The sequence below is a fragment of the Spirosoma panaciterrae DSM 21099 genome, from assembly GCF_000374025.1.
In the GTDB taxonomy this organism is placed as follows: Bacteria; Bacteroidota; Bacteroidia; order Cytophagales; family Spirosomataceae; genus Spirosoma; species Spirosoma panaciterrae.
Genome location: NZ_KB893184.1, coordinates 298019 through 321395 on the forward strand (window position 1 = coordinate 298019; position 23377 = coordinate 321395).

The following is a 23377-nucleotide window of genomic DNA, read 5'->3' on the forward strand; positions in this document are numbered from 1 at the left end:
CTGGCTAGTCCGGAAACAGGCCAATTTTATGGATTAGGTATCGCCTGACCTGCTCAATTTCGGCGGCTGCTTCGTCCATTTTCTGAAGCTGAGCTTCCAGTATAGCTCGTTTTTCGGCATTGGTTAAGCGCCCTGCCCACCAGTCCATGAATTTTTCCTGAATATCTTTGAGTGTAAAGCCCATCGCCTTGATGAACTTAATCTGTAATAACGCAGTCACATGGGATTCATCGTACTGCCGACGCCCTCGGCGGCTAGTTCTCAGGCTTTGCATAAGATGTAGCTTTTCATAAAAACGGATTGTATCGACGGTAAAACCTGTTCGATCGGCTAGCTCACGGATATACATATTTCTAAAAAATTCAGCGTAGTGGGAATTCTGGAGTTAACTCCACTTTGTTGATAATGCGAATATGAAACCATTCAAACCCATGTCAAAAACAATTTTTATTACTGGTGCCTCGAGCGGTTTAGGCAAGGCCGCAACGATTTTGTTTGCCAATAAAGGGTGGAATGTCATTGCCACTATGCGTAAACCTGAACAGGATACAGAGTTGGCTCAACTGGAAAGAGTTCAGTTGCTTCCTTTAGACGTTACAAACCTGGACCAGATACAAAGTGTAGCCCAACAGGTAATTGGTATGGGCGATATAGATGTCGTTTTCAATAATGCAGGCTATGGGCTGTTTGGTCCACTGGAAGGTACAACCGACGAACAAATCGTTCGGGAAATTGAAACCAATCTACTTGGTGTAATTCGGGTTACGCAGGCCTTTATTCCTCATTTCCGGAAAAAAGGATCAGGCTTGTTTATTACCACTACCTCAATTGGTGGTCTGGTGACTTTTCCGTTCAACTCAGTATATCATGCTACAAAGTGGGCTTTAGAGGGCTGGAGCGAAAGCTTGGCGTATGAGCTGTCGACAGTTGGTATCGGTGTCAAAACCGTTTCTCCGGGGGGTATAAAAACCGATTTTGCCGGTCGTTCGCTGGTATCGGCTCAGCATGAAGCCTATACTGACTCAGTGGCAAAAGTATATGCTGTATTTTCGGACCCTCAACGGTTAGATACGTATTCAACACCTGAACAAATTGCCGAAGTGGTGTATGTAGCCGCTACGGATGGTAAAAGCCAGTTGCGCTATGTAGCAGGTGAGGATGCCCAGGCTACTTACGCCCTGCGCCTGCAAGTAGGTGACGAAGCATTCCGGCAAGGAATAGACCAGCGATTTTTTCAATAGATACAGTGAAGCCATTATTCTACATAGTTCGACCGCAATGGATCCGACTAACAATTCGGTTGTTTAGAGGTTGAATGATTAAACCCAATTAACGCACACATGAAATACAACCAGCTTGGAAATACCGGCGTACTCGTCTCTGAACTATGCCTGGGAACGATGACCTTTGGTGGAAATGGCTACTGGAAAGCCATGGGCGAACTTCAGCAGAATGCCGTTAACGACATCGTGAAAACGGCCGTCGATAATGGTATTAATTTTATTGACACGGCCAATGTGTATTCGTTCGGGGAATCCGAACGGCTGCTGGGGCAGGCCATCAAGTCGCTGGGGTTGTCGCGCGATGAACTCGTCATTGCCACCAAAGTGCGCGGGCGTATGGGCGAAGGGAAAAACCAGGTGGGCCTGGGCCGATTCCAGATCATGCAGCAGATTGAGGGAAGTCTGAAACGCCTGCAAATGGATCATGTCGATCTGTATCAAATTCACGGGTTCGATCCAATTACTCCGCTCGAAGAAACGATGCGTGGACTGGAAGATGTCGTGCGCAGTGGGAAAGTACGCTACATTGGCTGCTCTAATCTGGCGGCCTGGCAGGTGATGAAAGCCAATGGCATTGCCGAGAAATATGGCTGGACCAGGTTCATCTCGACCCAGAACTACTATTCCATTGCCGGGCGTGACATCGAAAACGAGATTGTACCGATGGTGCAGGACCAGAACATGGCTATTCTGCCCTGGAGTCCACTGGCCGGTGGGTTCTTATCCGGAAAATATACCCGTGACAATAAGCCCGAAGGCGACTCGCGACGGCTGGAGTTCAATTTTCCTCCCGTCAATCAGGATCGGGCGTATGATATGATTGATGTGATGCAGACCATTGGCGATGCTCACGGTGTGTCGGTGGCTCGTATTGCCCTGGCCTGGGTGCTGGCTCAACCGGCGGTTACGAGTGTAATCATCGGGGCTAAAAATACCGATCAATTGCTGGACAATATCAAAGCCGTAGAAGTAAGCTTAACCAATGAGCAACTCGAACAGCTCGACCAGGTAAGTGGGAACCCAAAACCCTACCCACAGTGGATGATTCAGCGCCAAAGCAGCGATCGGCTGGGAGCGTATAATTTTACCCCGCCATCGATTGTTGTAAAGTAACCGTACTGAAAAGCCACGTATGATTCTTGTCACCAAGGGCAGACTTTCTGATTGGGTAAGTAAAGCGTGGTTTGCAAATTCGGTACAGGCTACCGTATTTTGTAGGTGTCATAGATAATCACCCCTACAATGAATTTTCCCGCAGAACTGAGTTATACGGAGGATCACGAGTGGATTCGGATCGAAGAGGACGGTACGGCCGTAGTTGGTATTACGGATTTCGCGCAGCATGAACTGGGCGATATTATTTTCGTTGACATCAATACTGTTGGCCAAACGCTGGCAAAAGGTGATGTTTTTGGCGCTGTAGAAGCCGTTAAAACCGTTTCGGACCTGTTTTTGCCGATCGAAGGTGAAATTCTGGAATTGAACTCGGCCGTTGAGAAAAAGCCTGAACTGCTCAATACCGATCCCTATGGCGAAGGCTGGATTATTCGTCTGAAACCGACCGATGGTACCCAGAAAGATGACCTGCTGACGGCTGATGCGTACCAGAAACTGGTAGGTGCCTGATTGATGAACTGCATGTATAAAAGGCTCCGAAGGGGCCTTTTTTTTAGATAATTACTTCACATTTACAGTCCCTCTTTGCAAAAAGCAGCGGAAGTTTTTTATGCAATTTCTCATCCGTTCTGCCCGTATAGTCGATGCTGCTTCGTCGTTCGACGGGCAGGTAGTTGATATTCTGGTTGACAACGGACTGATTCGTCAAATTGGCGAAAATCTGTCTGCTGATACAGAGACTCCGGTTGTTGAATCGGAAAACCTTCATGTTTCGTCGGGCTGGATCGACATGCGCGTGCTGGCGCAGGACCCCGGCTATGAACATAAAGAAGACCTGACCAGTGTTTGTCGGGCGGCTGCTGCCGGTGGCTTTACGGATATTGCCGTATTGCCTAATACACAGCCGGTGGTGGACGACAAGGGAATGCTGGGCTACGTTCGGCGCATGGCCGAAGGGCAACCCGTGACGGTACATCCTATTGCTGCCGTTACCAAAAAGGCTGCCGGTGAAGACTTTACAGAAATGCTCGATCTGCATCAGGCGGGCGCTGTAGCTTTTTCTGACGGTACACATCCGCTTCAGAACCCGGATTTATTACTGAAAACCCTGCAATACCTCCAGCCAATCAATGGCTTGCTGATGAATCGGCCGGAGGAGCAGTTACTGACTCGATTCGGTCAGATGCACGAGGGTATCCAAAGTACGTTATTGGGATTAAAAGGGTTACCTGCCCTGGCCGAAGAGTTGATAATTGAGCGCGACTTGCGGCTGCTGGATTATGTGCTTGGGGCAGAGGGTATTGGGCAGAGGGGTGTGGGGATGAGTACTGACGCTGCCCTAGGCCCAGTGCCCTCTGCTATTCACTTTTCGACCATTTCCTCGGCGCGTTCGGTCGAATTGATCCGACAGGCCAAGGCGGCCGGTGCGCCTGTGAGTTGTGATGTGGCGGTGCATCAACTGGTTTTTGACGACTCGGCGCTGGCTGGTTTCGATACCAATCTGAAAGTAAATCCACCGTTCCGTTCTGCGGCTGATGTCTCGGCTCTGTGGGCAGGCCTGGCCGATGGAACCATTGATGCAATCGTATCGGACCATTCGCCCCAGGATGCTGAAAGCAAAAATCTTGAATTTGATCAGGCTGAGTTTGGCATGATTGGTCTGGAAACGGTTTTTCCGGTTCTCCTAACGCACAATCGGAACCTGCCACTGGCCCAATTGATCGAAAAGCTTACCGTTCGTCCGCGTGAAATTCTGCGCTTGCCATCCCATTCTATAGCCGAAGGGGAGTTAGCCAGTTTGACGCTTTTTGACCCAACCCGAGCGTGGGTGTATGAACGAACGTTCTCTAAATCGAAAAACTCACCGTTTCTTGGCATGGCATTCACAGGATGCGTTATCGGCACTGTTCATCAGGGCCAGTTGATTCGTACATCATGAAAAGTATTCTTAATTATTTTAAGCAACCGTTATTGAAGATTCCGTTATTGGCAGGTTTGGCAACGGGTATTTTATGCTTTGTGTATTTTCTGGGTCTGTATGCGCTGGGTATACCGGCGTTGGGCAATATACGGGTATTGGATTACGGCATTCATATTATCGTGATGGTCGGTGCCGTCTGGTATTATCGGAAATACATTGGCCATGGACGGCTACATCTGTGGGAAGGGCTGACGATTGGCTACGTGATCAACACGGTGGCTGCGCTGATAACGGGATGGCTTATTTATTTCTTTGTGACTCAGGTCGATCCTGGTGTTTTTGCAGAGTATATCGCCAATTCGAAGAAACTCCTGCTCGAAGGTAAAAAACAAATTACCGATCAGTTTGGGCCTGAGACATTTGCTGAGCAGTGGAGAAAAGCCAGTACGATGGAGCCATCCGTATTGCTGCCTGATGAACTAACAAAAAAAACAGCGCTGGCCGTGATACCCGTACTGATTATTTCGCTAATATTTCGCAAGCAGGATTACAGTGTTATGCAATAATTGACTCACCCAAACCTTTTGTGCGATGGAAGAAAAGATCTCGACAACCCGCGTTGCGCTGAAATGGGGCCTTATTTTGGCCGTTGTTTCCATTATTTACTCCATAATTCTGTTCGTAACCGATAGCATCGGCAATCGCGCGCTGGGTTTTGTGGCCTATGGATTGACCATCGCTGCCATCATTCTGGCCATGCGGGAGTTCAGAACGCTCAATGGGGGCTTCATGACTTACGGAGAGGGGGTCGGCTTAGGTACACTGACAGCCGCTATTTCGGGGTTCATCTCCAGTTTGTTTTCGGTATTCTACATGACCGTTATCGATTCGGGGATCATGACGCGTGCGGCTGATAAAGCCCGTGAGCAAATGGAAGACCAGGGAATGTCGGACGAACAGATCGACAGTGCCATTAGCATCATGGAAAAATTCCAGAGCCCCGGAATTTTATTTGCGTTCGGCGTTATTGGCTCCATACTTCTGGGGCTGCTTTTTTCGCTGATTATTGCCGCGTTTATACGTCGGAACAGAAACAATCCGTTTGAATAAGATAGTTGGTAGGCGGGTTGCCTACCTCACTACTTACGTTCACCTACTTCACTAATCGAAAAGTGCTGGCCATTTTCCGTAAAGAGATCAGTCAATTTTTTTCGTCGCCCATTGCGTATATCATCATGGGCGTGTTTCTGACGGCCATGGGCTTACTACTTTGGGTATTCCCGGATACAAGCTTGCTGGAAAACGGCTATGCCGACATGGGCATATTTTTTAATCTAACACCTTACCTGCTGCTGTTTTTGGTACCTGCTATCACGATGCGCTCTATCGCTGATGAAGTACGACTCGGTACGTTAGAATGGCTGTTGACGAAGCCTGTTAGCCGATGGGGAATTATAGGGGGCAAGTTTCTGGCAAGCTGGCTGCTGGTTATCATTGTCCTGTTGCCAACGCTCATTTATTATTTTAGTCTTTATAAACTTGGTGCACCTGTAGGGAATATCGATTCGGCAGGGGTATTTGGATCGTATATTGGGTTGATCCTTCTGGCGGGGGTGTTTGTGGGTATCGGTCTGTGGGCGTCGTCGTTCAATGATAATCAGGTAGTAGCTTTTGTTCTGGGCGTCTTTGTGAGCTTTCTGTTGTATGTGGGTTTAAGCTCGCTGGCGGGGCTGTCCGTACTGGGTGGCCTTTCATATTATGTATCATTACTGGCGCTGGATGAGCAGTATCGATCACTGGGGCGTGGCGTCATTGACAGCCGAAATGTGATCTATTTGATCAGTTTGATCGTATTTTTTCTTCTTCTGACAACCAATCGATTGAAATCAACTTTATGAAAATTTCGCCAACGCTGTCTCGGTGGCTGGCCATACTCTGGTCAATTATTATGCTGATTGGTTGTCTTACACCGCATGAAGACATACCAGATGAGCTGTTATCATGGAGTGATAAATTATTGCACGTTCTTATTTTTGCCCCCTTTACGCTCTTATGGGCGCTGGCGGGTTTTCCACTAGTGCGGGTACTCATTGCCGGGGTGCTTTTCGGCGCTTTGATTGAGGTGCTTCAATATATTCTGCCCATAAATCGGAGTGCTGACTGGATCGATTTGCTGGCTGACAGCATTGGGGCCGTTGTGGGTATTGGCTTGGCGCGGTTGATTCCACAGAAGTATAGATTCGTTTGAAAACGACTTCAGGTTTCAGGCTGACTGGATGAATCAACCTGAAACCTGACGCCTGAAACGAGTTAACGCTTATAATTTAGCTGCCGTTGCCCGTTGAATGGTGTTGCATTTAGCACTAATAATTTTGTAGGCCTGTGTGTAGCCAAGCTCGCCAGCCCGGCTCATATCGATACAGGCATTGGCCTCGTCGCCCGAATCATAGCGAATGATTCCCCGCAAATAATAAGCCTCTGCATGACGTGGATTCAATTTGATTGTACTGTTGCAATCGATCATTGAACCCCGTTGGTCGCCCAGCGAAGAGCGAACGATACCCCGGATAAAATACGCTTCGGCATTGGTCGGATTAAGTTCTACAGCCCGATTCAAATCCTGTAAGGCTAGCTTGCCATCGCCAGCCGCATTTTTCAACATACCCCGTACCAAAAAAGCGTCGGAACGGTCGTCGGCCAGCTCAACCACTTTATATCGATCCTGTACGACCGAGCCAAACAGAGGTAATGTACTGGTTGTGATAAAGTCGCTGTAATAAGCCTTGCTCTGATTAGAAGTCGACCCCATCTCGATGGCTTTGTCGAGGTCAGTGATGGCCTGTTTTGTTGTATTCAGACGACTCTTCGCAAATCCACGACTAAATAGAGCTTTGTAATGATTGGGGCTTAGCTGGATTGTTTTGTCGAAATCGGCTACTGCATTATCAAATTCACCTAAACGGGATCTGACGAGGCCACGCCGGTAATATAAATCGGCTTCGTCTTTACTGAGTTCAATAGCCCGGTTGAAATCGGCCATCGAGCCTTTATAATCTTCCAGTTTAAAACGGGCATACCCCCGGCCACTCAGCGCCTGAGTTTTGTTGGGCATTTTTTCCAGCGCCAGCCCATAGTCGGCCAACGCCCCCTTGTAATCGTTCAACTGCATTTTACAGGTTCCCCGGGCGGTTAGAATATTGGCATCGGTAGGGGCCAGGGTAGCCGCTTTTGTGAAGTCGGCTAAGGCACTGTTGGTATAGTTGATCTGAAGACGGCATAGCCCGCGCTGATAATAGAGTATGGCATCGTTCGGATTGAGTTCAATAGCCCGGTTAAAATCCTGCATGGCGCCCCGAAAGTCTTCCTGACGAGTTCGGTTCAGCCCTCGGTATAAATAAGCATTGGCATCGCTGGGGTTAAGGTCAATGGCCTGATCGAGATCAAGATTGGCCCCCTGAATGTCGTTCAAACTGATTTTGGCCAACGCCCGGTTATAATAGCTGGGTGCATTTTCCGGGTTCAGGATGATAGCGGTTGAAAAAGCCTGTAAAGCACCAGGGTAGTCTTTGGCATTACTTTTCTGAACGCCTTCGTTAAAAAAGTCAGCCGCTGTTTGCTGAGCGACGGCCAATCGCCCGACTGCACAGAGGAATAACAGTAAGGCAGTTACGGATAATTTATTCTTATACATGATGGATTAGGTTTATGAAATAGTATTCAGGCAAATGTAAAATTTTATTACTATTTTCAGTAATAATGGATAGAAATCTGTTGTCTATTTTTTGATTTTATTACTGTTTATGTAAACTATATAAAAATAATGTACTTTTTTGTGGTATAGTATGAACGAATTTGATTAAAAAGATTATAAAACAGGCTAAAGAACTTTATAAGTAACTTTTTAAGATTGATGTAAAATAACAATGCATCAGTAATGTGGTTTTGAGATTAATAGTTAATGGAATTCTAATGGACCATTCAGCGAGAGGTAATTAGGAATTTACCAACTTGGTCATCTAATCGTAGATAATTATGCATATTGGATTCATTGGTTTGGGTAAGATGGGGTTTAACCTTGTCAGTAACTTAGTGCGACATGGGCATACCGTAGTGGGTTATGACATCAATGAGGCACTGGTTGAGGCCGTTAAGCAGGAAGGTGCTCAAGGCGCTAATTCCTTACAGGACATGTACAATGCGCTTCCTGAGAAACGAGTTCTCTGGCTGATGATTCCGGCCGGGTCTTTAGTCGATAAAGTGATCGAGCAACTGCTGGGTTTTATGAATCCGGGCGATGTAGTTATCGACGGTGGAAATTCTCACTATAAAGACTCGATCCGGCGGTATGAATACCTGAAACAGAAAGGAATTGGTTTTCTGGATTGCGGCACCAGTGGTGGTATGAGTGGAGCGCTGAATGGAGCCTGTACCATGGTTGGTGGTGATCCTGATGTGATTGAGCCTTTACACGCGGTTTTTAAGGACATTTCGGTTGAAGATGGTTACCTCTATACCGGCCCGGCTGGCAGCGGCCATTTTACGAAGATGGTTCATAACGGGATCGAGTATGGGATGATGCAGTCCATAGCTGAAGGGTTCGAAGTGCTGTCTAAAAGCCAGTTTTCGCTCGATTTTCAGGCCATTGCCAAAATGTGGAATCATGGTTCGGTTATTCGAAGCTGGCTCATGGAGCTGACGGAGGATGCCTTTCGAAAAGACCCTAACCTGGACTCGATAAAGGGAAAAATGTTTTCGTCGGGCGAAGGCAAATGGACGCTCGAAACGGCGCTCGATCTTGAAGTCCCAACACCCGTTATTGCCCTGTCTTTATTGATGCGGTATCGGTCTTTGCAAGAAGATACATTTACCGGAAAAGTGGTGGCTGCGTTGCGGAATGAGTTTGGCGGACACGCCGTTGAGAAAAAATAAATTTCGCATAAACAAAAAAATAGTTCAATTCCGTTCGCTTTTTTTCGTTAGTATTACACGAAGGTTCGGACAGTTTCGATTGTCGTCCATAACGATATCGAAATGTTCTGAACTTTTTTTTTACTCTTAACCACCGTAAAAGCTAATATGAAGCTTCTAGGCGCAATTAAAGACCCTACGTTTACAGAAAAAAACTATAGTCAGTTTGACCGTTTTTTTCTTCAGTTTATCAAAGATGAGCGTGACTTGCCTTTTATTTACCTGACCCTTCGCATTACGTTTGTTCTGATCCCGTTAAGTGTATTACTATTTATGCCTTTTGTGACGGGCTGGGTTTGGTGGACGATCGCAGCCGTACATTTTTATGTTAGCAACTTTGTTTTTAAAGGTCCTTTTGGGCTCATGCTTCACTGCACCAGCCATCGCCAGTTCTTCAAATCGGAGTATGGCTGGATGAATAATTACCTGCCGTGGATTGTTGCGCCTTTTTTTGGTCATACTCCCGAAACCTATTACAGCCACCATATTGGTATGCACCATCCCGAGAATAATCTTGAAGATGATGACAGCAGCACCATGACCTTCCAGCGGGATAGCTTCCGTAGCTTTCTGGCTTATTTTGGGCGTTTCTTTGTGGTAGGGGTACGTAATCTACTGGCTTATCTGCGCCGGAAAAATCGCCCGAAACTGGCTACCCGTGCCCTGACGGGTGAAATCATATTTGCGACTATTGCCTGTGTTTTACTCTACATCAATTGGGCAGCTACTGTACTGGTATTTCTGTTTCCGCTGGTAGTATATCGGGTTATTGCCATGATGGGCAACTGGACGCAGCATGCGTTTGTCGATAGCGACGAGCCAGGTAATGCCTATAAAAACAGTATTACCTGCATCAATGTGAAATACAATAAAAAATGCTGGAACGATGGCTATCATATCAGTCACCACGTTCGTCCGGGCATGCACTGGACGGAACATCCTACATTTTTCCTGAAAACGATCGATAAGTATGCCCAGAATCAGGCTATTATCTTCGATGGACTTGATTTCCTCCAGATTTTTTTCCTGCTCATGCGTAGGCGGTACGATGTGCTGGTGAAAAATATGGTGAATGTAAATGGAGCTTTTGCCAATGAAGAAGAAGCCATTGCCCTCTTACGTCGACGTACGAAGCGCATAACTGCTGCTGCGATCGTTCTGGAAACACCACAAGTTGTTGTTGCCTAAACTACCACTCGGTAGGGTGAACCGATTCTGGTGTACGACATAAAGCAAAAAGCCACAGAGACATGTCCAGACAGTTCCTCTGTGGCTTTTTGCTTTATTAGTTTTGTAAGGCTAAAAATTTCCGCCGTCGATTCGGGATTCAATCACCTGTTGAATAGCGGTAGGAACATTGGACAGGAAATCGTAGCCTGTCAACACTTCGAGTTTGTCGACGCTGGTGCTATAAGCACGCCAGGGTTTGTCGGCCGCCGATTGTTCGTTGGGAATATTGACCGCAATAATGTGTGTGTTTTCGGTAATCTGAAAGGTGTTGTCGGCTCCAGCCGGAACAACAATCAGGATTTTCCAGAGCGTAGCCGGAACCGTCAGTTTTCCATTGGCTATCGACGTAGCGTAGCCATTCTGACCCGTGCCGCCCGTGCCACTTACCCCCGCAATAATATAGACGTCATTGCCGTTGCTCATCAGTTGACGTTCATACTCTTCTAAATTTTTCCAGACCTCACGGTTATGTCGCGGGGCTTGTGGCACGATGTTGGTTAGGAGAAACGTAGCGGCATTATCTTCGGGCGTTGCATCGCGATCGTCGGAAGGGCAGAGATGACCACGGTCGAAGCCCGTATTGGTATAATCGGAAGGGCGGGCGGCATACCAGCCTGTCGGTAGAGTGGGGTCGGGTCGGAAATCGTTGGTGCGTTTGCTGTCGCCTTTCGAGGTTGAGGTTAACCGCCAGCTAACCCAGTTGGCAATGCCCCGGCTTCGGTTATACGATAAAGTATACTGCGGCTTGGCCATCAGGTAATTATCGGGGCTGTTGCTGGATGCGTTGCTTGGATTACCCAGGGCCAGGTTGTCGGCCCGATTTAGTGTAATCGTTGTGCTGGTGCCGGGCAAGGTTGGCCGAACACTAACACAGCCACTTATGAGCAGGCTTGCTCCGATGGCGAACGCAAATGTTTTTAACTGATAACGTATCTGAATTGATTTTGCTAACATTCTTACGGAACTTTACAATCAATCCATAAATGTAGTGATTCTCTACGTAGTCAATATCTGATTTTCAGAAGAGAATTAATACGTCCTCAATAGATGAGTAACTGCTATCATGGCTAAAAAGAAGCAACCCTCTGCCTACGAGAACCCTCGTTCGGCATCTCCCAAACCTACTCAAACTTCCGCAACCAATTCTACCCGGCCAAGTTCTACCCGTGTCAGCGAGCCTGTTCAACGGCCGGTAACGCGACCAACGGTCTCTAAAGCGGCTGCAGCCCCCCCATCGTCCGATTTACCCATCGAAAAACGCCCGGTTGTCTGGTGGCCGGTAGCGGCTCTGGCTCTGTTAGGCTTTGTTTTATACGTTAATACCTTTGGGCATCAGTATGCACTCGACGATATAGCGGCCGTTGGTCAGAATTTATTCGTAAAGAAAGGGCTTGCGGGTATACCTGATCTGCTTCGTACCGAATTCTGGCATTTTAGCAATATTTCGCTGGGTTATTATCGACCCTTATCGCTGATCACCTTTGCGATGGAGCAGGAGTATTTCAAGGATAATCCGAACATCAGCCACATGATCAATGCCGGGTTGTACGCCCTGACGGGATTGTCGATTGGCGCGTTGCTTCAGAAGTGGCTGCCCGGTCAAACGATCATTGCTTTTCTGATTGGCTTGGTATTTATTGCTCACCCGATCCATACCGAGATTGTCGCGAATATCAAAGGGCGCGATGAAATCCTGAGCTTCCTGTTTATCTCGCTGATGTTACTGTCGTACTGGAAGCATCTTGAATCGGCTTCGTCGTTCTGGTACAAAGGCCCGGTAGGCGACTGGTTATTTGGTGGCTTATTTGGTCTGTTTGCTATTGTTGGCGGCTGGGTCATTGGCAGCAGTCTGACGGGAAGTACTTTTGGAGGTATCGTTGGTGTGCTGATCATGGGGTCGCTGTCGGCAAGCTGGGTAGGGCTGGCGTGTGTATCGCTGTATTTTGCCTTCCTGTCGAAAGAATCGTCTATTGTGAGTCTGGCGCTGATTCCGGCTATGCAGTACTGGTTTGCCCGCCGGAATGTGTGGCAGTCGCTGATTAGTTTATGGCCGTTCCTGATTGTAGCCGCTTTGTTCTTCTTCCAGAAACAGAAGATGATTGGTACGCTGAGCGGAACACCGCCAGTCGACTGGGCCAACTATCCATATAAGATTTTACAGACCGAGAAATCGACAACTTTCAAATTCCTGATGTATTACATCCGGTTGTTGATTTTACCGCACCCACTGGTCTACGATTACTCCTACAATGTGATTCCATCGGGTAGTAAAGGGGATTTACTGACCTGGGCTGGTTTCCTGTCGTTGCTGGCTTTAGTTTGGTTAGGCTGGAAAGGGTTTATGAAGCGTACGCTATGGGGTTTTGGTATCTTCTGGTTCTTTGTTACGATGGCTCCGGGTCTGGGCTTTATCTGGATGCGGGGTGGTATCTTTGCAGAACGGTTTGCCTATGCTGCCGTGATGGGTTTTGCCTTCATCCTGATCTGGGCTTTGCAGAAACTGCTCGTTCGTGTTCAGGCCAATTCATCAGATGAGTCGACTGCCAAACCTGCCTTGGTTCGTTATGCACCGCTGCTGGGGCTAATGGCCGTTGTGGCTGGGTTGTATTCATTCAAAACGGTGGAACGTAACCGGGATTGGGAGAACAATTTCATCCTGTTCAACTCGGCCCTTCCTTATGCGCCCAATAGCTGCCAGGTGCAACGACACGTAGCCAATGAATGGATTGAGAAAGGGCTGAAAGATCGGGCTAAAGCGGATTCAATTGCGAATGCTACCAATGCCATCAAGCCGAAGCCAACACCTGAACAGATCAAGAAGGCACAAGCACTGATCGATACGAATATTGCGCATGCGAATGTCCACGGTCGCTGGGCACTTGACCATTTACAGGAGTCGACCCGTATCTATCCGAACTTTGGTGAAGCGTATTTCTCAATGGCGTATGTTTTCCAGAAAATTACGCCCAACGTCGATTCGGCCAAGTATTATTATAAGCAGACCATTCGGGCGGCCAACGCCTATGCACCAGCTTACAACAACTTGGGGGTAATTTATCAGGGTGAAGGGCAGGCGCAAAATAATCGGCAGAAAATCGAGTTGGCATCGTACTACTACAATCGCTCGATGGTCGTAAACCCGGCTTATGTTGATGGACAGAACAACCGGGCGAATCTGCTGAAAGCCTACGGAATCGATGTGAAGGTGCTGCCCGATTCGATCATCAATAAGTACTAGCTTAATAATAACGCGGTAAGAAAGCCGCGCAAACGGGCTAAAGATTGCGGGCTTCTTACCGCGTTCTAAAAAAGTTTGAGGGGTGGCATTCGCCACCCCTCAAACTTTTTTTATTCTTCAGCCAATGTACGGGAGATGTTCATCCGGTAAACGCCCAGTGCCGGAAGGGCAGCGGCCAGGATGCCGATAAGAAGGGCAATGCCAAGCAGTCCCCACTCTTCGGGCAGGATGCCAAAGGCAGCCAGATTATAGTGATACTCATCCGAAACGCTTCCTGAGAATAGCCACAAGCCAATCCGGCTCAAGGTTAGGCCCAGCACGAAGCCGATCAACGCCAGCACGATTCCTTCCAGCAGCAGCATACCAAACAACTGCGCCCTTGTGGCACCCATCGACAGCATAAGGGCCATTTCGTAACGGCGTTCCTTCAATGAATTATACAGTGATACAAACACGCTGATTCCCGAAATCAGCATGATGACGATGGCCAGCCCACGGAGGGTTTCTACGCCTATACCCAGCAATGAAAACAGTCGGTTAATTTCTATATTGGGAAGGGCCGCCTGAAGCTTGGAGTTACTATTGATACCCCGTGCCAGCATCATACCCATCGGATTCCGAAATTTGATGAGCATACTGGTTATCTCGCGGGGCTCTTCCTCATGCTCGTCATGGTCTTCGTCTGCTTCGTGGGCTTCGCCTTCTTCATGATGTTCGTCATGATGCGCATGAATGGCCCATACGCTCGACACGGGTGTCAGAATAAGCTGGTCGGTTACTGTATTGGTCGGGTTCAGGATACCTACAACCTTGTATTTGGAATCGCCGTGCTCTTCGCCATCCTTATCCAGCCCGTGCGAACTGGCAAACGTATCACCAATTTTTAAGCCCGTTACATCCGCCACGCGAGGACCAATGACCACTTCCAGATCATTCTGAAATAACTTTCCCTGTGCAACCGTAGCGCCAAAATGATCGAGGTATTTTTTGTTGGTTCCCACAATGCGGAACGACCGATAGTTATCACCCATAGCCAGGGGAATGGCCGTTTTGATCATGGGATTGCGCGAGAGTCGTTCGGCTTCCTCAAGGGGAATGTTGCCAACGGGGGAGTCGATCTGATAAATACTGGACAGGATCAGTTGCAAGGGACTGCCTTTAGCGCCCAGCACCATATCGATGCCCCGAATATTTTTCCGAAACTGATCGTCCAACTGTTTGTTAAGCAGCAATAGCAACGAGATAATCGTAATACCAAACGTCATCAGGAGCCCACTTAAAAAGCTGCTCAGGGGCTTGTCGCGCAGATTACTCCAACTAATTCGGAAAAGATTCATAGACGTGGGCTAATCGCTGATTGGTTCGAAAAAGTATTTTGCAAATTACTGAATGACAGTACGATTACAAATCCAGCTTGAAATGGTGGCTGACAATGTTGAACCGTTTGTTCAGGTAAAGCCGATGAGCATCGTACCGGGCCGGATTCTGACCTGAGTCGAGCGATACGCACTGGCAACCGGCCTGCCGGGCCTGATCGATGATAAAATCCACAAGAGCACCAGCATACCCTTTGCCACGGGCTTCGGGCAGGGTGGACAGGTCGTCGATGTAGAGGGTTTTACCGCTGTACAGGAAATTCAGGTAGCGATAGCCCGTAACAGCCGGAACCGTTTCGTCTGGATTACCCGTGTCAACATAAGCTAATACAAAGCCATCCGTTTGCTGCTGCGAACGAATCCGGTCGAGAGCGTCGGCTGGAGTCAGGTGCGAACGCAGGGCCAGCATGGCTGGGATACACCGTTCTATTTCGGCGTCGGTGGTGGCAATCTTAATGGTCATAATTGTTGGCGGATTTGCTGTAAGATCACATTGCCCCCCCGTTCCAGAATGGCTTCGGCCAGTGAATGGCCCAGGGCTGATGCTTCGGCCGGAGAGCCCGTAAAGGTTTCACGAAGCAACTGGCTGCCATCCAGACTAACGAGGCCACCCGTAAGGCTGATGGTTTGATCGGTTGTCCAGTGGGCCAGGGCAAAAGACGGAATGCTACAGCCTCCTTCCAGTCGGGCCAGAAAGGCGCGTTCGGCGCGGAGACAGGCTGCCGTTGGCGCATGATTGACAATCTGGGTAATGGCTTCGCTGACTGACGGGTTTAAAGCCGTAGCGGCTTCGATGGCGATGGTTCCCTGCCCCACAGCGGGTACAAACTCGGTAATGGGTAAATGCTCGGCAATCAGATCGTCGTAGCCCATTCGGTGAACGCCTGCATAGGCCAGCAGCAAGGCATCACATTGCCCTTCGTCGAGCTTACGAAGTCGCGTTTGCAGATTACCCCGCATCTCAACCGTAGTCAGATGTGGGCAGTAGTGTTTGAGCATGGCTACCCGGCGCGTAGAGGAAGTGCCAATGCGAAAAGGCTGACCGCTGCTGAGCGAAAGCGAGCCATCCCGACTGACGAGCACGTCGTTGGCCTGTTCGCGTTCGGTGAAGGCAATGATGGTCAGATCGGTCGGTAAGCTGGAGGGTAGGTCTTTGGCACTGTGGACCGCAATGTCGATACTACCATCGCGAAGCTGGTCTTCCAGTTCCTGCGTAAAGACCCCTTTACTCCCAATTTTAGACAGCGATCGGTCGAGCACCAGATCACCTTTGGTTTCGATAAAAACCAATTCGGAGGATAAGCCTCCCTGTTGAAGTAGGGTTTGAATATGCTCGGCCTGCCAAACGGCTAAGCGACTACTTCGGGTTCCAATTCGAATATGCATGATTCACAAAGATACGGCGCGAAAAGTAGCTTTCCGTACATCAACGAATTGATATTGTGGTGTGGCCGACTTTCCACAGAAAGCCCAGAAATCGCAACAGTCTGAAAAAGCGTATGTAGACACAAAAAATGATTATTAAGCCATTTAAACGTGTCAAAAAGGCATTTTGCGGTAAAATTTCCATGATTTTACCTGTCATACTGACCGAAAAGTCGGAAATAAACCTTTAGGCACGAGGTTTGTCTATAGTACAGTAATTGAACAGTAAACAACACCACTATGAAAGCGATAGAAAACGTGTTTCAGGGAACAGGCGGGCAGATCGACTTGCTGAATACCCTTTATGGTGGATCTAGTCAGACCACTATGAACGTAGAGCGGGAAGATGAACGCCTGATTATCACCCTGTCCGCTCCTGGTGTCAAGGCCAACTCGTTTAATGTGCTGGTTGAGGGCAGTAAACTCGTTCTCTATACCTTACTGGTTGGTACAAGTGAGCATCAGGAAGATGGGATCAGCCAACGGCTGGCCGTGCCTATGTTCCTTCGGGTACTGGACATTCCGTCCTTTGTCGACGCTGATCATATTGAAGCCATTCATGAACAGGGTCGGGTAATGGTCATGCTGCCTTTCAAAGATGAAGAGCAGATGCATCGTCGGATCGATATAAAAAACTTGTTTTAAGCAAACGACCGGGAATCTCTTCCGGAACCCAGAGTTGGTTCTGTTGCCTATAGATGAGTTCGGCCGCTTCTACGGAAGCGGCTTTTTGCGTTTATAGCTCTCTTTTTTAGGAGATAAGTAGGTCATTGAAAATACATTAGATTATTTTTTGTCATCCCGACGCAGGAGGGAACTTCGAAAATGAGATAAAAAGTGATTTTCGAAGTTCCCTCCTGCGTCGGGGATGACAAAAACGCTCTCGCAGCATATCCTAAACTATTTTTCCATGACTACTTAATTCATTTCGTTTCAGACGATGCTGATTTCCTGTTCGTCGTGGTATTGTCGGCGACCATCCGACCATTCGAGGTATACCCGCCAAAGTCCCTTTGCAAGCTTATCCGTCGATACAACATACCTGGATTTACTGGTTGGCTGAACAGGGATATGAATGTCGTCCTCCACACCATTTCGCTTGCTGAAGGTCAGATTACATCGTAGAAACGACATCGGCAAAACAAAAGCCAGAATTTGGGAAGCAGGTTCGAATGTCATGGTTCACAAAGAGTAGGTGTCGAAACGTATTCCAGCATCAAAAATAACCCCATTTATCGGCACCGTCTATGATATACGTCAGGAAACCGATTGACTGGTTTCAAGCTATGTACTGATCTCTATCAGGCAGGTGCCGATAAATCGGTTGCAGTTTTGGGCTTTCATTCGTACGTCCTCTTTATGCTGAACCGCCTGATAGTCACCCTGCTCTATTTGCCTCTGCTAGCCTTTGCCCAACAGCCCGACGATTGGGGAAGACTACGGCAGTATGCCAGCGAAATCGGTGTAGAAGAACCATGCGCTACCCCTGATACAACCTGCCTGCGGGCTTATTTCACGCACATTGTTTACGGAAAGCCACATGCACGATTGGGCTATCAGGGGCTAAAAGAGCTGATTGATACGGCTCGCATCAATCGGCTGACTACCCTGTTTCGGGCAGGTGGCGACTGGTGCCCACTCCTGGATTCGCTGGAATCGCACGATCCTACGTATCGACAGCTCAAAGCCTACTGCATACGTTGTCTGGTTGATGATTATATGGCCGATTCGCTGACGATTGAGCAGGTCAAATCGACCCTGAATTTCTACCGATGGCTCAATCGATTTCCGGCAGACAAACGCGTGATTGTGAATATCCCTTCGGCCACTTTGCGGGTGGTTGATCGGGACGGGGCTACCCTGCTTAGCAGTCGGGTGATTGTCGGAAAAACCAGTACGCCGACTCCTCTTTTCAATGCACAAATTACAGGGCTGGTCGCCTATCCGTACTGGAATGTGCCGCGTTCGATAGCAGTGAGCGAATTACTACCCAAAATCTGGAAAAATCCAGCTGGTGTACTGGCCGACATGAACCTGCAAATCATAGACGGTAAAGGAGCGATTGTTGCGCCTGAGTCTGTAAACTGGTCGGCACTTACGGTCAAAACCTTTCCATACCGGCTTCGGCAATCGACGGGCTGCGACAACGCGCTGGGCATTCTGAAATTTAATGTAAATGACCCCTACGATATTTATCTGCACGACACCAATCAACGGGCTCTGTTTGCCCATGACAGGCGAACGCTGAGCCACGGCTGTATCCGGGTCGAAAAGCCCGTTGAACTGGCCAATATCGTGCTGGGAAAACCGCGATTTACTGCCTCGTTCTTAACGACCTGTCAAAAACAGGCCCAGCCGAAACCGATCGCTATTCCGCAACCCATTCCGGTGATTGTCACCTACAATCTGCTCGACATAGATGAGCAGGGAGCCATTGTGGTGTACAAAGATGTGTACGGCTGGTGGAAACTGGATTCATAGGCCCTGACCTTACCCCATGTGCTATACTGTCAATAACCTATTTTACTTAAATCATGAATGCTATGAAACGGATTACGAAAGGTGTTATTACCCTTGCCTTGGGTGGGTTTCTTATCGCTTGCGCAGCTACCAAAGAGCCTAATGAAACGGTTGAGAAAGCATTTGTCAAAAAATTTGGTCAGGTCGACTCTGTCAAATGGACGCGTAATGCCGATTATTCGTACGCCCATTTTGTGTTTGATGGCAAGCCGGTAGTAGCTGTGTTTGGTAACGACGGTCAGTATATCGAAACCGATCGGGCCAAACCAACCCCTTAAGTCCTGCTAAAGCCCGATACGATATAAATGAGCTACAGGTTTATTGTCAATGCCAGCGTAGGGCGTTAATGTTATGCCCAATCTTCCTGCCTTCCGAAAGTCCCACTTCATTGTCATGTCGGGTATGGATACCACCCATCAATCGGGAGTTGGCACATTCCTGAGCAGCCTCCCAGAATGAGCGGTAATGACGAACTTCGTAAGGTAGCGTATGGCGGACCAGGCTGGGATAATAGTAAGGCTGCTGAGCCGAGGCCGACTGCACCAGAATAGCCTCCTCTGCGTAGTAAGTATAGGGTGCCCGATTCGTATGGGTGTTATCGGTGAAGGAAAACGCATCGCCATAAAGTTCGGTCAATACTGTGGCGGTAGCGGCCGACTGAACCGCATGACCCGAATAGAAAGAAGGAAAGGGTGGTTCCAGGAAGAAAGGTAACCAGGGCTTTTTATTTTTGTCGGGCGAAATGGTCGTATGGATGAAGGAGGAGGGCCGTTCGACCATATAGGTAAATTTGGTTTTCCAGCAGCAGATGAAGGCATCGGCTACGGCCATGCCTACCCGGGCGTAGGTTTCACAGGCTTTTACCAAATCGGTATTGCTATTTCGAATCGCAATGGTTGCCAGATTGTACGAATGGCCGGGAGGGGAGCAGGTCTCTGTAGGATCATCGCCCCACCACATCACGATGGCCTGATCAGTTGGGCTAAGCGACTTTTTTCGCTCAAAAACCTCTTTATACTGCTGATAGTACTGACTGCTGGTATCTGTGGAATAAACCAGGGGCCTGGGTGCTGGTAATCGGCCATTACGGGGTGCAAACGTGCGGTTCTGGCCCCAGGTAGGGTGCATAGGGATTTTGGTGTTCGACTGACCAACCAGTGGAGGAACCCACACCCCCGTACCAACAGGTCGCACGTAGTCGGTGGGAAAATTACGCTGGTAGCCCTCATGCCCACCGTCGGTCATTGACCAATGGTAAATTTTTGTAGCGATGGTTTTGCCGAATTGTTCCGACCGCTCCACAATGGCTGGGTCGAGCTGTGCGGCATAGTTAGAATGAACGGCTGCTGCCAGCGAATCAATGGGTTGTGTTTTTTCGGTATAGGCGTAAAGCGCTTTGAGTAAGTAGGCCTGCCCCGCGTTGAGGGCGAGTTCCCAACAATATGCCTGCCCCGGAACAGGCTTGGGCAAGGAGAGGGTATCAGACAGGAGCCGGATGACGGACTTATGCCGCCTGGACGCGTAAACAACCGTTTCGTACATGGTTAGCCCTAGATAACCTATGGCTCTGGAACCATAGGTTGGTGTATTTTTTGGCGCCCTGGTCATGATTCGTACGGTCATATCGGCCCAGGTAGTAGCTATCTGCTGGCTGGTCAACACCGTTTGAACGGGCTGGGCTTTTAGGGAGCAGGATAAGCTTATAAGTAAACAGAACTGCCAAAGGGGTCGTTGGAGTAAGTTGTTCATTATCTGTTCGTTAAATAGTTGAATCGGACATGGTTTGCCAGCCGAAGTGGTGTTTGGTGAATGACTATCCCCACCCGGTTTATGGGCGGGGATAGCTTTAGAAACCTGTGATAATACCCTTATCGAGCCCAGGGTAACTGATTGACTTTTCGCCCAATGGCATAGCCCATCCGAAGGCCCTCTTCGCAGTCCATCCGGTAATGCACCCCCAGTACGACACGTGAGTAGGCATTTTCCTGAGCCATTTCATAAAAACTATTGAAGCTTCTGGGAGTACCATTAAATTCGGTTCGCCCTTCATGGCACCGATCGGTCAGGGCATAGGCCGCTCCATAGATGTCGGTAAGGACTTCGGCAGCAGCGGCACCAAAGCACGAATGCCCGGATGGATAGGCCGGAAAGGGCGGGGTAACACCAATCATAATGCTGATGGGATTATTCAGCCGCGTTCGCCAGGTTGGATCGATCGTCCGCTGGATATACGTAATTGGTCGTTCCACATTATAGATGTATTTGGAATTCCAGCAGGCTACCCCTACGTCGCTGAGGCCCATGCCCACCTTGGCAAAGGTATACACGGCCTTATCGAGCGGGACCTTTTCCTTCCGAATCACCTCTCTGGCAACGGCAATCCAGCGTCCGGCAGGTTCAAACGTTAACTGATAAATATCGTCGCTCCAGAATTCACCAATCCACTTTTCTTCGCTGGTCAGGGGAGTAGTTGCCGTGTAAATTTCCAGTCCCTGGGCAAATAGCGTCGATTTTATGTTTGTGCTGTAATTCAGTGGTTCTTTGGCTATTTTGTCGGTTTCACTGGCCACAAACGTCCTGACTTTTCCCCAGTAGGGCAGCAGCGCCCGGCTATAATCGGGCGCGGTAGGTTGCCATTTGCCGACACCCGTTGGTGGAATATAATCGGCTGGCTGATTGCGGAGGTAAGCCCCGTCGCCCGCTAGGTCCGTTTTGGCATAAGCGATCACAGCCGTAGCCACATCCAGACCAAACTTTCTGGATCGGTTGAGTTCATCAGCATCCCCAGGACCGCCCGTTAGTTTTGTATGGAGCGAGTCGATTTTAGCCTTATCCTTGTCGGCGATATGAGGAAAGAAGCCTTTCATCATCTGGTAGTAAGACTCGTTCAGGGCTACCTCCCAGCGGTAGGTTTTACCGGCTTCGGGCCTGGGGATGCTAAGACCGGAAAATTTGTTTGCTATGGACTGGTAATTGGCTGAACCGGGCACTACGGTTTCATAAGCAGCCAGGCCGATATACGCCAGGGCCCGGGCGGCTACCGGCGGGCGATAACCAGGCGCATATCGATCGATAATCAAAAACAGATCCATCCACTGTAGGGATACGGAGGCATCCGTAGTGGATGCGGTGGCTTCGGGCACTACGTCCTGTTTGGGGGATTGGCAGGCCAGCGCCACTGCGATACAGAAACAGATTACGCAATAGGAAATAGCCCTTCCTGTGCGGGAGGGCACTCGTGTTGACGGATGTATACAGGTGTTCATCGCTCTCTGAAATTTAGTGTGTAGTATGGGGTACGGAAACGGGGCTATCGCTAACCCAGATTAACGTACGGGATAGAAGGGGCTAGCCATAAGCCAGCCACCAGAAGAGAGCAGCCATCTGGTCAGTTTGTACGCCAGTTTAACCTACAACTGTTCAGAGGACTGAAGAGAAGCCAATAATCGATCAGGGTTGCAGATCGCGACCGTAAGAAAGTGACAGCTAACTTGTTTCAGCCCATACAGTGGCTACTCTGGATGTAGAGGGACAAAACGTAGGCTCGAAAATGAGGGTGCTGATTGCCACTAGTATGGCTACAGTGCTTTGTAGGTGCAGCCCACTCGCCAACCCATCTCAGGCAACTCCATTCGACGTTAATATCCCCTTTTTTCAGCGTTCTGGAGGGGGCGAATGTACAGGCAAGGCACGAACGAGCAGCAGAGACGGTTTGTTGGGTATTCGGATCGCTTGTTGCCAATGAGGAGCCAGAAACCTAAAAATGGCCTGTCGGGCAGGAGAGTATTCTTTCAATAAGAGCTTAAGAAACTGGTTGGCCTTTTGTTGCGACTGGCCAGCTTCGTGCATACGACCATTCAGGAAGGAAAGTAGATCGTCCTGCCATAACGAATGACTTTTCAACTCAAGACCGAGTATATAAAGCTGATCGCCGTGCCGCTCCATACTCACAACCGAATAATAATGTCCGTTGTAGGTAAAACCATCGGAAGTTGTGCGGGCAATGTCGCTGAGTTCGAATCGGTTTTTCAGCGCGATCTCGAACTCGACCAGGCTATCGACTGAGCGATAGACGGAAAGTCGTTCCGACAGGTCATTTTCTGCCTGCCACCAACTGGTCACGGCCACGAGCATATACGCTAATGTATAACACCCCAACAAGGCGACAAGACCGATGGAAATGACTTTTTTCACGAGAGCAGTTTTCTTCAGCTTTAGGAAAGCTTATAAATAATAAACAAGATTTGTGCCATTTGTAACTTTTTGAATAAGAGTGAAAAGAAAGAGGCTTAGTGCTTTC

24 protein-coding genes are annotated in these 23377 nt (G+C 48.7%); 14 read left to right on the plus strand and 10 right to left on the minus strand.

Annotated features, from left to right (window positions below; genetic code table 11):
- Positions 1–4: 4 nt before the first annotated feature.
- The gene (locus B153_RS0115390; RefSeq protein WP_020597622.1) at positions 5–349 is read right to left on the minus strand and encodes a MerR family transcriptional regulator; all 345 of its coding nucleotides are present in this window, start codon (positions 347–349) and stop codon (positions 5–7) included.
- A gap of 82 nt (positions 350–431) precedes the next feature.
- Between B153_RS0115390 and B153_RS0115395 the strand changes: the two genes are divergently transcribed.
- From B153_RS0115395 to B153_RS0115430, 8 genes are all read left to right on the plus strand, one after another.
- Positions 432–1241, plus strand: a complete 810-nt coding sequence (locus B153_RS0115395) for an SDR family oxidoreductase (RefSeq protein ID WP_020597623.1) — start codon at positions 432–434, stop codon at positions 1239–1241.
- 99 nt (positions 1242–1340) lie between these two features.
- On the plus strand, positions 1341–2396 hold the full coding sequence (locus B153_RS0115400; RefSeq protein ID WP_020597624.1) for an aldo/keto reductase: 1056 nt from the start codon (positions 1341–1343) through the stop codon (positions 2394–2396).
- 129 nt (positions 2397–2525) lie between these two features.
- A complete protein-coding gene (gene gcvH, locus B153_RS0115405) occupies positions 2526–2909 on the plus strand; it encodes a glycine cleavage system protein GcvH (protein ID WP_020597625.1) in 384 nt (127 codons plus the stop codon).
- 100 nt (positions 2910–3009) lie between these two features.
- Positions 3010–4338, plus strand: a complete 1329-nt coding sequence (locus B153_RS0115410; RefSeq protein ID WP_020597626.1) for a dihydroorotase — start codon at positions 3010–3012, stop codon at positions 4336–4338.
- Positions 4335–4886 carry a DUF4199 domain-containing protein gene (locus B153_RS0115415; RefSeq protein ID WP_020597627.1) on the plus strand — a complete coding sequence of 184 codons (552 nt, stop codon included), beginning with the start codon at positions 4335–4337 and terminating at the stop codon, positions 4884–4886. Before B153_RS0115410 ends, B153_RS0115415 begins: the two co-directional genes overlap by 4 nt.
- Before the next feature lie 25 nt (positions 4887–4911).
- The gene (locus tag B153_RS0115420; protein ID WP_020597628.1) at positions 4912–5430 is read left to right on the plus strand and encodes a DUF4199 domain-containing protein; all 519 of its coding nucleotides are present in this window, start codon (positions 4912–4914) and stop codon (positions 5428–5430) included.
- A 62-nt stretch (positions 5431–5492) separates the two neighbouring features.
- Positions 5493–6218, plus strand: a complete 726-nt coding sequence (gene gldF, locus B153_RS0115425) for a gliding motility-associated ABC transporter permease subunit GldF (protein WP_026262188.1) — start codon at positions 5493–5495, stop codon at positions 6216–6218.
- The gene (locus B153_RS0115430) at positions 6215–6568 is read left to right on the plus strand and encodes a VanZ family protein (protein WP_020597630.1); all 354 of its coding nucleotides are present in this window, start codon (positions 6215–6217) and stop codon (positions 6566–6568) included. Before gldF ends, B153_RS0115430 begins: the two co-directional genes overlap by 4 nt.
- Positions 6569–6637: 69 nt before the next feature.
- Here the strand turns inward: B153_RS0115430 and B153_RS0115435 are convergent, their stop codons facing one another.
- Positions 6638–8011, minus strand: a complete 1374-nt coding sequence (locus B153_RS0115435; RefSeq protein WP_020597631.1) for a tetratricopeptide repeat protein — start codon at positions 8009–8011, stop codon at positions 6638–6640.
- A 341-nt stretch (positions 8012–8352) separates the two neighbouring features.
- Here B153_RS0115435 and gnd point away from each other — a divergent pair, with 341 nt between their 5' ends.
- On the plus strand, positions 8353–9249 hold the full coding sequence (gnd, locus tag B153_RS0115440) for a phosphogluconate dehydrogenase (NAD(+)-dependent, decarboxylating) (RefSeq protein ID WP_020597632.1): 897 nt from the start codon (positions 8353–8355) through the stop codon (positions 9247–9249).
- A 147-nt stretch (positions 9250–9396) separates the two neighbouring features.
- Entirely contained in the window at positions 9397–10476 is a 1080-nt protein-coding gene (locus B153_RS0115445; RefSeq protein ID WP_020597633.1) for a fatty acid desaturase family protein, read from the plus strand.
- Positions 10477–10587: 111 nt separating this feature from the next.
- Here B153_RS0115445 and B153_RS0115450 read toward each other — a convergent pair whose 3' ends face one another.
- Positions 10588–11472: a DNA/RNA non-specific endonuclease gene (locus B153_RS0115450; RefSeq protein WP_020597634.1), complete on the minus strand. Its 885-nt coding sequence runs from the start codon at positions 11470–11472 to the stop codon at positions 10588–10590.
- Positions 11473–11581: 109 nt separating this feature from the next.
- Here B153_RS0115450 and B153_RS0115455 point away from each other — a divergent pair, with 109 nt between their 5' ends.
- The gene (locus B153_RS0115455; RefSeq protein WP_020597635.1) at positions 11582–13756 is read left to right on the plus strand and encodes a tetratricopeptide repeat protein; all 2175 of its coding nucleotides are present in this window, start codon (positions 11582–11584) and stop codon (positions 13754–13756) included.
- A 110-nt stretch (positions 13757–13866) separates the two neighbouring features.
- On the opposite strand, the gene B153_RS0115460 is transcribed toward B153_RS0115455, so the two are convergent.
- The 3 genes from B153_RS0115460 to hemC form a co-directional block, all read right to left on the minus strand.
- Positions 13867–15093 (minus strand): ABC transporter permease, encoded by a 1227-nt coding sequence (locus B153_RS0115460; protein ID WP_020597636.1) that lies wholly within the window; start codon positions 15091–15093, stop codon positions 13867–13869.
- Between the two features lie 64 nt (positions 15094–15157).
- Positions 15158–15595, minus strand: coding sequence for a GNAT family N-acetyltransferase (locus B153_RS0115465; protein ID WP_020597637.1), 438 nt, complete (start codon positions 15593–15595; stop codon positions 15158–15160).
- The gene (gene hemC, locus B153_RS0115470; protein ID WP_020597638.1) at positions 15592–16518 is read right to left on the minus strand and encodes a hydroxymethylbilane synthase; all 927 of its coding nucleotides are present in this window, start codon (positions 16516–16518) and stop codon (positions 15592–15594) included. Before hemC ends, B153_RS0115465 begins: the two co-directional genes overlap by 4 nt.
- A 279-nt stretch (positions 16519–16797) precedes the next feature.
- Here hemC and B153_RS0115475 point away from each other — a divergent pair, with 279 nt between their 5' ends.
- Positions 16798–17202 carry an Hsp20/alpha crystallin family protein gene (locus tag B153_RS0115475; protein ID WP_020597639.1) on the plus strand — a complete coding sequence of 135 codons (405 nt, stop codon included), beginning with the start codon at positions 16798–16800 and terminating at the stop codon, positions 17200–17202.
- 288 nt (positions 17203–17490) lie between these two features.
- On the opposite strand, the gene B153_RS0115480 is transcribed toward B153_RS0115475, so the two are convergent.
- Positions 17491–17736 carry a FixH family protein gene (locus B153_RS0115480; protein WP_020597640.1) on the minus strand — a complete coding sequence of 82 codons (246 nt, stop codon included), beginning with the start codon at positions 17734–17736 and terminating at the stop codon, positions 17491–17493.
- 180 nt (positions 17737–17916) lie between these two features.
- On the opposite strand from B153_RS0115480, the gene B153_RS0115485 reads away from it, so the two are divergent.
- Both B153_RS0115485 and B153_RS0115490 read left to right on the plus strand, forming a co-directional pair.
- Positions 17917–19038, plus strand: a complete 1122-nt coding sequence (locus B153_RS0115485) for a L,D-transpeptidase family protein (protein WP_040761514.1) — start codon at positions 17917–17919, stop codon at positions 19036–19038.
- A gap of 62 nt (positions 19039–19100) precedes the next feature.
- Positions 19101–19355, plus strand: a complete 255-nt coding sequence (locus B153_RS0115490; protein WP_020597642.1) for an RNA-binding protein — start codon at positions 19101–19103, stop codon at positions 19353–19355.
- A gap of 46 nt (positions 19356–19401) precedes the next feature.
- Here the strand turns inward: B153_RS0115490 and B153_RS35270 are convergent, their stop codons facing one another.
- The 3 genes from B153_RS35270 to B153_RS0115505 form a co-directional block, all read right to left on the minus strand.
- Positions 19402–20826 (minus strand): vanadium-dependent haloperoxidase, encoded by a 1425-nt coding sequence (locus tag B153_RS35270; RefSeq protein WP_020597643.1) that lies wholly within the window; start codon positions 20824–20826, stop codon positions 19402–19404.
- A gap of 119 nt (positions 20827–20945) precedes the next feature.
- Positions 20946–22343 (minus strand): vanadium-dependent haloperoxidase, encoded by a 1398-nt coding sequence (locus B153_RS35275; protein WP_083928210.1) that lies wholly within the window; start codon positions 22341–22343, stop codon positions 20946–20948.
- Positions 22344–22731: 388 nt separating this feature from the next.
- Positions 22732–23271, minus strand: a complete 540-nt coding sequence (locus B153_RS0115505; protein ID WP_026262189.1) for a hypothetical protein — start codon at positions 23269–23271, stop codon at positions 22732–22734.
- Positions 23272–23377: the final 106 nt, after the last annotated feature.

Excerpts from the sequence above, each read along its gene's own strand:
- B153_RS0115480 (WP_020597640.1), bottom strand. The coding sequence starts at position 17,736 with ATGACATTCGAACCTGCTTCCCAAATTCTGGCTTTTGTTTTGCCGATG.
- B153_RS0115465 (WP_020597637.1), bottom strand. The coding sequence starts at position 15,595 with ATGACCATTAAGATTGCCACCACCGACGCCGAAATAGAACGGTGTATC.
- B153_RS0115485 (WP_040761514.1), top strand. The coding sequence starts at position 17,917 with ATGCTGAACCGCCTGATAGTCACCCTGCTCTATTTGCCTCTGCTAGCC.
- B153_RS0115430 (WP_020597630.1), top strand. The coding sequence starts at position 6,215 with ATGAAAATTTCGCCAACGCTGTCTCGGTGGCTGGCCATACTCTGGTCA.
- B153_RS0115395 (WP_020597623.1), top strand. The coding sequence starts at position 432 with ATGTCAAAAACAATTTTTATTACTGGTGCCTCGAGCGGTTTAGGCAAG.
- B153_RS0115390 (WP_020597622.1), bottom strand. The coding sequence starts at position 349 with ATGTATATCCGTGAGCTAGCCGATCGAACAGGTTTTACCGTCGATACA.
- B153_RS0115420 (WP_020597628.1), top strand. The coding sequence starts at position 4,912 with ATGGAAGAAAAGATCTCGACAACCCGCGTTGCGCTGAAATGGGGCCTT.
- gcvH (WP_020597625.1), top strand. The coding sequence starts at position 2,526 with ATGAATTTTCCCGCAGAACTGAGTTATACGGAGGATCACGAGTGGATT.
- B153_RS0115410 (WP_020597626.1), top strand. The coding sequence starts at position 3,010 with ATGCAATTTCTCATCCGTTCTGCCCGTATAGTCGATGCTGCTTCGTCG.
- B153_RS0115435 (WP_020597631.1), bottom strand. The coding sequence starts at position 8,011 with ATGTATAAGAATAAATTATCCGTAACTGCCTTACTGTTATTCCTCTGT.
- B153_RS0115455 (WP_020597635.1), top strand. The coding sequence starts at position 11,582 with ATGGCTAAAAAGAAGCAACCCTCTGCCTACGAGAACCCTCGTTCGGCA.
- B153_RS0115475 (WP_020597639.1), top strand. The coding sequence starts at position 16,798 with ATGAAAGCGATAGAAAACGTGTTTCAGGGAACAGGCGGGCAGATCGAC.
- B153_RS0115450 (WP_020597634.1), bottom strand. The coding sequence starts at position 11,472 with ATGTTAGCAAAATCAATTCAGATACGTTATCAGTTAAAAACATTTGCG.
- B153_RS0115445 (WP_020597633.1), top strand. The coding sequence starts at position 9,397 with ATGAAGCTTCTAGGCGCAATTAAAGACCCTACGTTTACAGAAAAAAAC.
- B153_RS0115400 (WP_020597624.1), top strand. The coding sequence starts at position 1,341 with ATGAAATACAACCAGCTTGGAAATACCGGCGTACTCGTCTCTGAACTA.
- hemC (WP_020597638.1), bottom strand. The coding sequence starts at position 16,518 with ATGCATATTCGAATTGGAACCCGAAGTAGTCGCTTAGCCGTTTGGCAG.
- B153_RS0115460 (WP_020597636.1), bottom strand. The coding sequence starts at position 15,093 with ATGAATCTTTTCCGAATTAGTTGGAGTAATCTGCGCGACAAGCCCCTG.
- B153_RS35275 (WP_083928210.1), bottom strand. The coding sequence starts at position 22,343 with ATGAACACCTGTATACATCCGTCAACACGAGTGCCCTCCCGCACAGGA.
- B153_RS35270 (WP_020597643.1), bottom strand. The coding sequence starts at position 20,826 with ATGAACAACTTACTCCAACGACCCCTTTGGCAGTTCTGTTTACTTATA.
- gnd (WP_020597632.1), top strand. The coding sequence starts at position 8,353 with ATGCATATTGGATTCATTGGTTTGGGTAAGATGGGGTTTAACCTTGTC.
- B153_RS0115415 (WP_020597627.1), top strand. The coding sequence starts at position 4,335 with ATGAAAAGTATTCTTAATTATTTTAAGCAACCGTTATTGAAGATTCCG.
- B153_RS0115490 (WP_020597642.1), top strand. The coding sequence starts at position 19,101 with ATGAAACGGATTACGAAAGGTGTTATTACCCTTGCCTTGGGTGGGTTT.